The 12,754-nt window shown below is 51.5% G+C and carries 8 protein-coding genes; all 8 read right to left on the reverse strand.

The genetic code is table 11. The annotated features are described in order from the left end of the window. Window positions 1–20: 20 nt before the first annotated feature. The 8 genes from AC1S52_RS07730 to AC1S52_RS07765 all read right to left on the reverse strand — a co-directional run bounded on the left by AC1S52_RS07730 (window position 21) and on the right by AC1S52_RS07765 (window position 12,684). Entirely contained in the window at window positions 21–2,003 is a 1,983-nt protein-coding gene (locus AC1S52_RS07730; RefSeq protein WP_482028444.1) for a pentapeptide repeat-containing protein, read from the reverse strand. Window positions 2,004–2,390: 387 nt separating this feature from the next. Beyond that, window positions 2,391–4,838, reverse strand: coding sequence for an alpha-amylase family glycosyl hydrolase (locus tag AC1S52_RS07735; protein ID WP_482028445.1), 2,448 nt, complete (start codon window positions 4,836–4,838; stop codon window positions 2,391–2,393). Window positions 4,839–4,892: 54 nt separating this feature from the next. After that, window positions 4,893–5,363, reverse strand: a complete 471-nt coding sequence (locus AC1S52_RS07740) for a VOC family protein (RefSeq protein WP_482028446.1) — start codon at window positions 5,361–5,363, stop codon at window positions 4,893–4,895. 64 nt (window positions 5,364–5,427) lie between these two features. Further along, entirely contained in the window at window positions 5,428–5,820 is a 393-nt protein-coding gene (locus AC1S52_RS07745; RefSeq protein ID WP_482028447.1) for a nuclear transport factor 2 family protein, read from the reverse strand. Between the two features lie 58 nt (window positions 5,821–5,878). After that, on the reverse strand, window positions 5,879–7,048 hold the full coding sequence (locus AC1S52_RS07750) for an aldo/keto reductase (RefSeq protein ID WP_482028448.1): 1,170 nt from the start codon (window positions 7,046–7,048) through the stop codon (window positions 5,879–5,881). 85 nt (window positions 7,049–7,133) lie between these two features. After that, window positions 7,134–7,595, reverse strand: a complete 462-nt coding sequence (locus AC1S52_RS07755) for a hypothetical protein (protein WP_482028449.1) — start codon at window positions 7,593–7,595, stop codon at window positions 7,134–7,136. Window positions 7,596–7,628: 33 nt separating this feature from the next. Further along, window positions 7,629–10,973: a hypothetical protein gene (locus tag AC1S52_RS07760; RefSeq protein ID WP_482028450.1), complete on the reverse strand. Its 3,345-nt coding sequence runs from the start codon at window positions 10,971–10,973 to the stop codon at window positions 7,629–7,631. A 148-nt stretch (window positions 10,974–11,121) separates the two neighbouring features. Further along, on the reverse strand, window positions 11,122–12,684 hold the full coding sequence (locus AC1S52_RS07765; RefSeq protein WP_482028451.1) for a GMC family oxidoreductase: 1,563 nt from the start codon (window positions 12,682–12,684) through the stop codon (window positions 11,122–11,124). Between the last annotated feature and the right edge of the window lie 70 nt (window positions 12,685–12,754).

The following is a 12,754-nucleotide window of genomic DNA, read 5'->3' on the forward strand; positions in this document are numbered from 1 at the left end:
TTAGAGAGCACATCCTACTACTACAATTGTTGCTTCCGCGCTTCGTCCACGTATTGCTTAGCCTCTTTAAGGGTCTTGAAATCTTTGGGATAACGAGTGAAAAATACTTCTGTCAGGCGATCGCAGTCGCGATTGTGACCAACTGAGATGCCTTCGGGCAAAAGTACGTTGCACAGCAACGGCTGATTTTCTCCCCCTTCTCTCACTAGCTGCTGTTGGGTTAGCTCTTTTGTGCATCTGAGATTGGTTGAAAGGAAGATTGCACTGCTGAGGTCGGCATTGCTGAAGTTGGCATTACAGAGGTTGCTCTCTCTCAGGTCAGCATTGCTGAGGTCGGCACCGCTGAGGTCAGTGCCATCCAGGACCGCATTGCTGAGAATCGCATGGCTGAGGTTGGCACCGCTGAGGTTGGCATCGCTGAGGTCAGTCTCATTAAGGTTGGTACCGCTGAGGTTGGCATGGGTGAGGACGGCACCACTAAGAACCGCATGGCTGAGAACTGCATCGCTGAGAACCGCATCGCTGAGGTTGGCATGGGTGAGGACGGCACCACTAAGAACCGCATGGCTGAGAACAGTCTTGCTGAGGACAGCCTTGTTGAGGACGGCATTGCTGAGGACGGCATTGCTGAGGTTAGCACCGATGAGGTGTGCGCCTTTGAGAGCAGCACCTTTGAGAACGGTACCGCTAAGAATGGCATTGCTGAGGTCAGCCTCGTTGAGAATTGCATTGCTGAGGTCGGCATTGCTGAGGTCGGTACCAATCAGGTCGGCATTGCTGAGGTCGGTACCAACGAGGTGAGCATCATTGAGGTGAGCATCGTTGAGGTCGGCATCATTGAGGTCGGCATCATTGAGGTCGGCATTGCTGAGGTCGGTCTTGCTGAGGTTGGTACCTTTGAGGTCGGCATTACTGAGGTTGGCATGGCTGAGATTGGCATGGCTGAGGTCGGCATTGCGGAGATTGGCATTGCGGAGATTGGCACCTCTGAGGTCTGCGCCGTTGAGGTCCGCATCAATGAGGTCGGTTTTACTGAGATTGGCACCCACGAGGTTGGCACCCATGAGGTTGGCACCTCTGAGATTAGCACCGTTGAGATCCGTCTTGCTGAGGCTGGCGTGGGTGAGAACCGCTTTAATCAGATGGGCACCTTTGAGGCTGGCATCATTGAGGTCGGCATTGCTGAGGTCGGCATCATTGAGGACCGCTTGGGTGAGAACCGCTTTAATCAAGTGAGCATTGTTGAGCTTTGCTTGATCGAGATGGGCATTGTTGAGGTTTGCCTGATCGAGGATGGCATCAATGAGGACGGCTTTACTGAGGTTGGTATAGCTCAGATCAGTCCCGCTGAGGTTGACATGACTGAGGCGGGCATTGTTGAGGTCAGTATAGGTGAGATCTGCATCCTTTAAGCTAAGCAGTGATTCTAACGTCAGGCGATTTCCTTGATCATCTGTCTTTTCCAGTTCTTGTCTCTTGATCAGGTCTGTGTCGTAAAGAAACAACAATGCACTCGCCTTGCGTTTGCGATCGGCATGCTCTTCTGAGTGTTGCCCATCCGTTAATCTGCGGAGTATGGACAAACTTCTGGCACGAATGACATCGACCCCTGCATCGAGCAAAAACTCCTGCTTCTCAGTGATCGCACCTTTCGATCGTTCTTTGGCTAGAGCGCTCAGGCGCTTGCCAACCAAAAGTTCTGACATACTACTCAGATAGGCTGCTAGTGCCTCTTCACGCTGCTGTTCTTCTACCCTGGCTTTTTCTCGTTGTACTTGCTCGATTTCTTTTTTTCTTTCTATTTGTGCCTGCTCATCTGCTCTAGCTTTTTCTACTTTGGCTTGCTCATCTGCTCTTTTTCTTTCTGCTCGTTCTCGGCGTTGAGTGCGCCTTTCAACTCTTAACTCTCTCAGCCTTTCAGCCCTTTCTCTGTCGTCTTTTGCCCGTTCTTGTAATGACTGCAACCACACACCAAGAATCACCACAGATGCAGGAACAAACACCAGGTTTAACCAATCCCACGCAGTTTTTTGTTCCTCAACTAGCTCAACTTTTGTCCTGTTTTTTGCTGGAGAATCTATTTCGCAATCCTTGACACCAAGCCACTCCCAACAGGGCGGATTTATTACGACAACCGCAACAATCAGTAGGAATAATCCTCCACTGACCACCAAGATAGTTTTGACTGAGAAGTGTTTTTTGGGCTTCCTTGAGTCGTGTTTTGCAAGATTTTCTGAGGGTTTTTTGGTTAGAGCAGTTGATATTTTCATAAAACGCACCCCACTAGTTTTTTCAAACGGATGATCGAAGTACTCACTATGCGGATATTCGCAAAAGATAGTAAAGTCTGTGACAAATAACGAACATTTAGAGTTGCGATCGCAACGAATTCAAACCAATTGAAATACAATCAATCCGTTGCCAGGAATTACCAGACGAATAGAAGTACCAGATGCAACGATTGATGTTTCGTAATTGCCAATGTTGTTTCCGTTGTAGCGTTTAGAATCACCGTTGAAAATTTCTTGCCATTTGCGATCGCCCAATGACGGATGCTGAAGGGTGTATCCCTCGGTAAAGGGATGGTTGTTCAGACTGGCAACGATGAGAAACTCTTCCTGGTCACTCCAGCGTCTAAAGGCAAGGATGCGGTTGGCGTTGTGGACGTGAATCATTTCGATGTTGTGCGATCGCAAGCCTGAATGTTCTCGACGTAGCCGAATCAAGTCTTGATAGAAGCGGAACAGATTAGCGCCATTCGTCGCCCTTTCGCCCAATAAATCTTCTCGGTTTCTGGAGAAATCGGTGTAACGGTAAGGCTTTTGAGCGCCGATTTCCTCACCCATTAAGAACATGGGCGTGCCTGCCGATAGGATAGACAGACCAGCCGCAACGCAGGAACGGGCTTCAGCAACGCGGCGAGTTTCCCCCACTAAAGGCGCTCCATTCACCGCAGAAGCGATGGTGCGTTTAGACTCAATCCGGATTCCACCTGCTTCGTAATAGGAGTTGCCAGCTTCGTCATGGGATTCGTGATAGACCACTTTCTTGTGCCCCGACCATGCCAACGCTCCGGCAAACTTATCCATTGCAAGGGGTTCATCTGTGCCATAGCCAGCGGTTGGAATGAGTCTGGCATACTCATTTCCCTGGCGGGTGTCTCCAATTAAGTGGTGGTAAAAATCGGCATACCAAACAGCGTCAAAGCCTAGCCCTCCGAGATCGGGGGATTCAGTTACTTTTTCCCAATTGGAATGATCTTCGGCGATCAAAACTACATTGGGATTCAAGAGTTTGAGTGTGCGAGTCCATTCTCTTAAAAACTTGGCACCAAAGATATTGGCATCACCCACGGCTTGACCATTCGCATGCAGCACATTGTAGAGGTGCATCGAAGTGGTTTGATCCACCCGGAATCCATCAATATGGAACTCTTCCATAAGCATGGCAGCACTGCTGATGAACAGTTTGCGCACCATTTCTTCGTGGCAGCGAGGGGCAAATCCGGTAGACCAGTTATCGAGATAGCCGCCATCGGGTTGCGAATAATCAGCAGGATTGCCCTCATACCAGTAATAGATGTTGTGGTCAGGACGGTTGGAGTCATAAGCCCATTCTGCCCGCTCTCCATTGGGGTTGTAGTGGTTGTAGACCACATCCAGAATCACAGCAATCCCGTGGCGGTGACACTCTCGAACAAAGTGTTTGAGCTGATCTCGTCCTCCGGCACTGTATTCCAGGGCAAAGTAGTGAGAGGTTTCGTAGCCCCAATTCACCTTGTCGCGAAATTCTGACATGGGCAACAGTTCAACGGCATTCACTCCCAGGTCTACCAGGTAGGGCAGGAGTGCCATCGCATCCTGAAAGTTTCCGGGACGGTCTTTGCCATACCCCAAAGCACCCAAATGCAATTCGTAGATGATGAGATCTTCAACCCGGTGAGGAACGGGGCGATCGCGCTGCAACTCATCGCGCCAAAACACCGCTTCTGAGACAAACTCTAAGTCAGGAAATGGGGCATCTTGAAACTCTCGTGTGACGGTATCAGGATCAACCACAACTGAACAACTTTTAGTACCATCCAGTTCGGTGTATTTGCCGGAGTAATGCTGACCAGCGGGATCGATATTGCCCTGTCCCAGTTGACAGCGAGAATACAGGTCGGTGCGGTATGCTACCTGTCCATCTTCTTTGACAATGCGAAACAGGTAGGGCTGGTGATCGAAGTCTGAGAAGTTGGCTAATTCGAGTGATGGCATGAGATCGGTATGCCAGATGCCTTCCTCAGTGCGGAACATTGGAAAAGTCCCGATGATGGCATCCATGCCATACCCATCGTCGGCAATATAGCCATTATTCCAATCGCCAAATACCACCTCAGCACTGTGAGCATTAGGTGCCCATACTGCAAATTTGAGGGCGGGGTCTGTTTGACCGGGAGGATAGTATTTTTGCGCCCCCAGGCGGCGGCAGTGGGTGAGGTAGTATTCTTCAGTCTGGAGTTTGTCTCCATCGGGCTGGTGCAAGATGAAGCTGCGGACACGATCGCTGGAGTTGCGATCGTTGACCTCGGTAGGAATGCCCCACAAGTCAGTCCCACCGGAACCATCGCAGATCACACCCCAACGAAACTGACGACCAATTTCAGCCGTATCCAATGCAACGGTGGCAGTGAAACTGGGGCAACCATCCTCAGCGATGGTTGGTTGCATGGGTACCGCAGTCCACTGGTTAGAATAGTGCCCGGTTTCATCCCAACTGCCAATTAACCGGGGATGGGTGAATGGGGTTCGTTTCAATCCTGTTAGATAAACGAATTGAACTGGCATAGTCGTCATGATTGCACCCCTGCTGAAGATGATAGGGAGAGACAGAATTGAAAACCCAGAACATCAGGCGATCGCAGCCTTTGCCATCCTGCGTTGGGCTAAATCTGCCTCCAGGGGGGGCGGATTGCGCTGATCCACATACCCCTGGTTGAGTTCAATGATGTTGCCATCGGGGTCGGCAATCCAGACGGCTCGCCAACCGGGAATAAAATCATCAAAACTGAGTGGACCGAGGGTGATTATGGCATCACTGCCCATTTCGGCTAGTTTGGCATCCACGTTATCCACTCGGATGGAGATGTGCCGCCAACCAGGATAGGAGTGTCCATCCTTGGTAGGTGGAGGAACTGGGGAGGCTTCTTCTGCCTGGAAGAGTTCTAGATAGACATTGCCTAATTTAAGGAACACAATTTGCCGATCGCCCAGAGGAACCACTCTAGATCGTTGAAACCCAAAGTGCTTTGTATAAAACTGCTCTGTGGCGATCGCGTCTTTGCAATTGACGCCAACATGGGCGAAGGTTACAGGTGTCATGGCGATTTCCTTTGGTGAAGAAGGGGGGGAGGGGGGAGGGGATGAGTAGGAATGTTCGAGGGAACTAGGCGATCGCGCCGTCGGGATACTGCACCATGCCAGCAAAGTGGATCGCGATTTTGCCATCCCGCAATACCCAACTATCGGCAAACCGCATAGTGGATTCTCCCTGGTCGGTTTTCATCTGGATGCCTTCCACAATCATCAAGGTTTGCGGATTTTCGGTTTCTGCCCAAAAAGCCAGGTCTACTTCCAGCCCTTCAATGCCCAGAATGCCCTTGAAGTGTTCTTTGAGTTGGTCGCGTCCTTTGTAATAAACTGGCTCTTTCATAAAGCTACTGATCAACAGTGCATCGTTGGTGTACTGGTTCAGCAAGCCTTCAATATCCTTCTCCAGGACCATGCGAATGTGGGCTTCATACATTCTGCCGAGGGCTGTATCTGGTGCTTTTACCATGATTGGACACCTCCTTGAATTGAATGGTGAATTAGTATCCCTGTGTGATTTTGCTGGGCTAATCGGGAATTGCAGATGCACCCGCCGGTTGATAACGATAGGGGAAAGCGCGGCGATGATTCAGGATTTTGTATTCCCCATTGCCGAAGAGCAGCACGCGGGAGTAGAAGAGTTCTGCCAGTGAGGGTGAGCCGTACTCCAGCATGGGATAGGGGTATGGTCCGGCATTAGGCATGACGGATGCGATCGCAGGCAGTGTTGCCTGATCAATTTGCCGCATCTCCTCATCGGTGAGGCTAAAGTCACAGGCACCCAGGTTTTCCTTTGCCTGCTCAACGGTATGGGCTGAAAAGATTGGAATCGTGACGACTTTTTGCTGCATCAACCACCGCAAGGCGATCTGGCTGGCGGGACGACCGATGCGATCGGCAATCTTGACAACCTGATCCATGATTGCCAGGTCACGGACATAGGCATCGTGCCAGAGTACCTTTTTCCCAGGTTCCAACTGGTCTGCCAGGCGGTAGGGTTGGTTGGGGTCCGGTTTCCGGTTATATTTCCCGGTTGCCATGCCCCCTGCCAGAGCGCCCCAGCACACCATTGCCATATCCAGTTCATGCGCCATCGGCAAAAATTCAGGCTCACAGGAGCGCTCCAGGATGCTCCATTCCACCTGGGTGGCAATGAAGGGCGACCAGCCGTGGCAATCAGCCAGGGTATTGGCACGCGCCAGCCACCAGGCAGGAAAGTTGGATGCCCCAATGTAGAGAATCTTGCCCTGCCGCACCAGGTCATCCAGTGCCCGCAGAATTTCATCCACTGGGGTGGTGTGATCTTGAATGTGAATCCATAACAGGTCGATATAATCGGTTTTCAGCCGTTTCAGCGATCCTTCCACCGAGCGGGCGAGATTTTTGCGATGGTTGCCGGAGGCGTTGGGGTCGTTCTTGTCAGCACCCCCATCAAAAAGCGAGTATTTGGAACCAATCACCAGGCGATCGCGATTGGGATAAATGAACTCGCCCAGAAATTGTTCTGACTGGCTTTCTTGATAGAAGTTGGAAGTGTCGAGAAAGTTACCACCCGCTTCAGTAAACACATCAAAGATTTGGCGACTTTTATTTTGATCGACGCCCCAGGTTGGTCCCCAATTGGTGCCAAAGGTGGTACATCCCAAACAGAGTTCTGACACCCGGAGTCCACTACGTCCGAGTAGTTTGTATTTCATATCAATTGTCTCCTAGTTCAGTTTGAGGAAAGAGTGAAGCGGAAACAGAAAGGAAGATGGGAAAGAACGGATTTAGATAACGGATTTAAAGTCTGGCTGAACCTTCGTAGTAGTTAAGGGAATCAACCACATAGCTGAGAATGATCGGCTTGCCAGTGGTGGGCGATCGCACCAGTTCCCAGGTTTGATAGGCATCCGCTACGATGCGTTCACTACGAGGGGCAGGTGGATGCCAGATGCTACCTTCCCACTTGACAATGACTTTGATGGTGGTGCGATCGCCCTGGGAAATCACCTTCACCTGTTTCAAGGTATGAACCTCATCAAAGAAGAGAGTGACCACCCGCTCATACCATTGCTGAAAGCCTGCAAGCCCTGTCATCGTGCCTTCTGGAAACACCATTTTCAACCCTTCATCCGCCAGCAACGGAATGAATGCTTCCAGCGGTGCATGGACATCCAGTAATTGATACCAGCGTTGGGCAAAATCATAGAGTTCAGCATCGGTAAGAGTTGGTTCCGGACTGGTTCCTAATTCAGTTTTCATGGCGATACTCCCGGCAAGCCATAAACATCTCAACTATTGGGTGCGGGTAATGAACACAGATCCCGTTGGACGGGGTCGCCCATCTTCATCCACACCACCGTTTTCTCGGAGGGCAGTCGTTGGCAACCGGAAGTTGGCTACGGTTCCCAGCAATTCACCCGTGTCGTTGTATTGCCTGACTTCACCTGCCCATGGCGCACTCAGATAAATCACACCGTTGGTATCCACCGTGAGTCCACCTGCATTGCCCTGTCCAACTTCAAACTCTCTGATCAGGTGGGGTGGTTGCCTGACGCCATTGGGGTCGCCCTGTCCGGTTTTGGGGTTCACCAACAGGGGATGGACGTTAGGAATCTCGTAAATCAGGAGGCGGCTTTGGCGATCGGGCGCGAGCAGTTGCCCTGTGGCTGGGTCAGCAACGGATGCTGGATCATCTCCCACATAAAGGCGGCGATCGGGTCCCACATCTAAAACTGCGACAAAGTCTAGAGGATGCTCCGGTGGTCCCTTAATCGTCATCTCCAGCCCACCATCGGGTCGATAAACACGCACTTCCGCTCTGCCCAGGGCAGGTTTGTCCCGTGGGAGGTTAAACCCGATATAGATACGACCATCGGGTCCAAATGCCAGGTCAGTGAATCGCCCATCGTCGGCATTGGACAGTTGCACCACAATGCCTTCGTTTTGCGGTGTGTTGGGATCATCCAGGAGCCGCCCTGTGTAGCCGTCAAAGCGGAAAATCCGCTTATTGCCCAGATCAGACACGTACAGGTTGTTGTCGGGACCGACGGTTAAGCCCGCAGGGAAATCCAGTCCTTCATTTTCAGAGGTTTTAGGATCATCACCTGTACCTTGGGGACTGGCATCGCCAAAGACACCCATATACGCTCCCGTGAGGCTGTTAAACTGCAAGATCTGGTCAGAATGCTGACTGGATAGCAGGATGTGCCCACTGGGTCCCATCACAACCCCACCAATGCCATTAATGGGATTCTGGGAACCCAGCAAGTTTTCGTTTAAGAAGCCCAGGAACTTCATATTCTGGTCATAGGCAGCCAGGGCATCGGTGGTATCGGATTGGAAAAATCCCGGTTCTCCTTCGGCTGAAAGTGGGCGATCGGTATTACTTCCCACCACAAAGGCGATTTGTTTAAACCGATTGATTTGAGGAAACGTATTCTCCTCATAGGTGAACTCTGGTGTGGTGGGCAGCAGAATGCGGCTGTCCTCCGTACTGGCTTGCCCAAACACCCCTAAAAATGTACCCGGCGTGCGATGGTGGGGACCCGCATAGATCCGCACCTGGCTACCACCAATGGGGTTGCCCGGTCCACCCTCTGGATTAACGTATTCAATCGTGCTGCTGACATAGAGGTTTTTATCGGGACCAAAGCCCAGCCCGTTTTGAACCACCATATCGGCAGTTCCGTCGCCGTTGAAGTCACCATTCTGGATATCCCTCTCGGCGATGATTTCGCGCCCCACATCGGCGTAGACCCCCATGAACCGACCAGCGTCATGACGATAGGGACCGGCATATTGCAAGACACGTCCTGTTGCGGCGCTGGCAACGTAAAGGTTGGCATCGGGACCAAAGACGATGGAACGCGGCTGATTCAGTTCACTGCTGGCACTGCTGGCTTGCCCATAAATGCCGCGAAATTGTCCCGGTTTGGCAGATAGGGGTCCGGCATATCTGAGAACAGCACCCCGCAGGTTATTTTCCAGCAAGCTGGTGACATAAAGGTCGCCATCGGGACCAAACACTAAGACGGTAAAGTCTGAGGGCATCCCCTGCGGCACGAGATTATTGGGGAAGCCGTTGTTGCGGGTAGCATACACGCCCATAAAAGCTCCGGTTTTGCCGTTGTAGCGCAGAACCTGGGAGGTATAGCCACTGGCGACGTAGAGGTTGTCGTCGGGACCGAATTTAATGCCTGTGGGGTTTAGCAACCCGCTCTGGGCATTGGCTTGCCCAAATACCCCGCGAAACTGCCCAGATACCCCGTCGTAGATCAAGACGTTGTTTCCCTGGGTGCGATCGGTTGTATCGCTGGAAGTGACGTAGACATTGCCATCGCGCCCAAAGGTAATCGCGCTGGGCTGTTGTAGGGTACTGTCGGTGGGGTCGGCTTGCCCCAGAATACCCTTGTAACCGCCCTGAGCATCGTAAGCTACTACAATCCCATTGACGCGGCTACCTGTGACAAAGGAAGCAGGATAGTGACGCATGGCAAGAGCAGAAGCAGGCAACGGGAACATACTCCCCGATCGCAGAGCAGCTACGGTGGCGTAGGTATCGGTAATGACCTGATGGGAGGTTACTTTGCCATCTCGGTTGACCGTGAGCCAACTGAAGACATCCAGGTCGTAGCGATTGCCAGTTTCCAGGGCGATCGCCCCCGTTTCCCGCAAGTGAACGAATACCCGGTTGCCATTCACCAGGGTTTCCTGAATCCTGAGATTTCCGGGGGACACCACACGAGTGCGGGGTTGCAAGATTTGGGTAATAATCGCACCAGCATTACTGAAATCGGCTTTCAAAGGTTTTTCATCTGTGGTCATACCCTGGGCGGCTCCCACGAAGGGCAAGAAGTTAGGACCCCCGATCGCAAAGCTCCATTGGCTATGAGCTGCATTCAAGCCAGATGCGGATGGCAGATCGTTCGCAATTAGTGCTTGCCATAGTGCCGTTGCCACTCGGCGTGCCATTGCAGGATCAACGGTGGCATCAGGGGCGATCGCCTTTCCGGTCAGGGCATCATTTAGCGGTGCTGGGGGCACCTCAACCCCGGTTGCCGCCGCCGCCGCCGGATAGGTGTTATAGAACCCTTCAAAGGATTGCACCTGACCGGCTTCATTGATGGTGAACAGGTAAACAAAATCTCCTCTAAACGCTCGACCAGTAAAGGTGCCTTTGCCTGTTTGGGCGACCCGAACTGCAACCCGCCTTACGGGTCTGCCTGTTTCAGAGTTGGTTCTGGTTTCTTGCAGCACATCCAGGGGGGTAAATTCAGTCCAAATGAAGGTACGGGTGATGTTGATGAAGAAGTCTTGCACCCGTGTTCGTCCCTGATATTCACCAGGATACCAGAGGCGATCGCGATCGCCGGCTATACGCCAGGTCACATCCTCAGTCAGAAATTGAGTAAAGCCCTCAATCAATTGAGGATTGGACAATGCCTCCCCATAGGCAGTTATAAAGCTGAGCGGGTCACTGACTGTTTGAATGGTTTGTTGGGCAGGTTGTTCGGTCGGTTGCTGGGCAGGTTGCTCGGTTGGTTGCTGAGCGAGGGTAGCCGTCCCCTGACTGAGGCTAAGACTCAACGCCAGCCCAACACTAGTGGCTGTAATCAGTTTGAAAAAATAGCGTTTCATAGATGACCTCCCCTGAGGGTTTTTGCCCAGCACTAATCGTCTGGACTGGGCGATCGATGAGTTGTGAGAGAAATCCACTCCACGGACAAAATTTGGCTTTTCTTTCCCAGCCCTGAGAGAGGCGCTGAGGTAAGGGAATTGAACCTGATTAAACTGAAGCAGCTAAGGGAACCCGTTGATCGCTCAGGATTAGATCGGCGGCTTTTTCGCCAATCATGACGACAGCGGCATTCGTATTTCCGTTAGGAACGGTTGGCATGACTGAGGCATCCACCACCCGTAAGCCTTCTACCCCATGAACCCGAAGCTGCGGATCGACGACTGCAAGGGGATCATGACCCATCTTGCAAGTGCCCACCGGGTGCCAGATAGTTGTGGCATTATTGCGGATAAATTGTTCTAAGTCTGCACCTACACCAGGGGCAACTTCCCCATCGTTAAACGCTGCAAATGCTGTTGTATTGGCAATTTTGCGACATAGCTCAATTCCTTTGATGTACGTTTGCACATCGGTTTTCATACTGAGATATTTCGGATCAATGATGGGTGAATCCTGGGGATTGGCTGACCGCAGTTTTACTTCTCCTCGGCTTTGGGGCTGTACCAACACCGGCACAAACAGAAAGTAGTGGGTGGGTGGCTCAACAGGTGGAACGGTTTCTGGTACCCAGCCTGCAATACCGGCACTAAAATTAATTTGCAAATCAGGTGTGGCGGCACTCAGATCAGAACTCAGCCTGGTAAACAGCCCAACTTCTGCCGCTAATTCAATCAGTGGCATTTCCTGTTTTGATCGATAAATAATGTTGGGTAGCCGCAGGTGATCTTGCAGGTTTTGACCGACACCCGGCAAATCTGAAATAACTGGAATGCCCAGCGATCGCAAATGTTCCGATGGACCAATACCCGATAACATCAACAACTTGGGCGACACAAAAGTGCCTGAACTCAGAATCACTTCTTGGGCAGCTTTGACTTGATATGGTTGATTATTTTGAACATATTCAACCCCCACTGCCCGTTTGCCTTCCATCAGCAGGCGAGTCACAAAGGCATGAGTTTTAACTAGAAGATTGGGGCGATTGAGAACCGGGGTTAAAAATGCACTGGCTGCACTGGATCGCTGCTTATCCTGAGTAATGTTGAATTGGAAAAGCCCTGCGTTGTCTTCTTGCTGCGCTCCGTTATAATCCCCGGCAGACTTCGCATAGCCCAGTTCTTTCGCTGCATTCAAAAACGCGATCGCAACCGGGCTGGGATCCCAGCACTCCCGTACCGCCATCGGTCCACCCACCCCATGAAATGCATTCTCACCCTTTTCATAATCCTCGGATTTCTTGAAATAGGGCAATACATCCTGATAGCTCCAGCCTTCATTCCCCAGGGCATTCCACAGGTCAAAGTTGCGGTGGTTGCCTCGTACATACATCATGGCGTGGACAGAACTGCCACCTCCTACCACTTTCCCCTGAATATACGGAATTCTGCGACCATTCAGACCTGGTTGTGGTTCCGTCACAAACTGCCAGTCCATATCGGTGTTCCACAATTGCACAAACCCCATCATGGCAAAGATTCTGGGATCGGCATCTGGACCACCTGCTTCTAATAAAAGAACGCGAGTATTGAAGTTGGCACTCAAACGGTTAGCCAAAACGCATCCGGCTGAGCCACCACCAACGATAATGTAATCAAAGGTTGCGCCGTCCATAATTGGTGTCCTCAAATTGTTACGGGTCTTTCTGAATTGGGATGAAAGATTGGTTGAAAACTGAGTGATC

This window comes from Kovacikia sp. CALU 1929 (assembly GCF_056784235.1).

Bases quoted from the DNA above. Each gene is read 5' to 3' on its own strand.
- AC1S52_RS07740 (WP_482028446.1), bottom strand. From the start codon at position 5,363: ATGACACCTGTAACCTTCGCCCATGTTGGCGTCAATTGCAAAGACGCG.
- AC1S52_RS07755 (WP_482028449.1), bottom strand. From the start codon at position 7,595: ATGAAAACTGAATTAGGAACCAGTCCGGAACCAACTCTTACCGATGCT.
- AC1S52_RS07765 (WP_482028451.1), bottom strand. From the start codon at position 12,684: ATGGACGGCGCAACCTTTGATTACATTATCGTTGGTGGTGGCTCAGCC.
- AC1S52_RS07745 (WP_482028447.1), bottom strand. From the start codon at position 5,820: ATGGTAAAAGCACCAGATACAGCCCTCGGCAGAATGTATGAAGCCCAC.
- AC1S52_RS07760 (WP_482028450.1), bottom strand. From the start codon at position 10,973: ATGAAACGCTATTTTTTCAAACTGATTACAGCCACTAGTGTTGGGCTG.
- AC1S52_RS07735 (WP_482028445.1), bottom strand. From the start codon at position 4,838: ATGACGACTATGCCAGTTCAATTCGTTTATCTAACAGGATTGAAACGA.
- AC1S52_RS07750 (WP_482028448.1), bottom strand. From the start codon at position 7,048: ATGAAATACAAACTACTCGGACGTAGTGGACTCCGGGTGTCAGAACTC.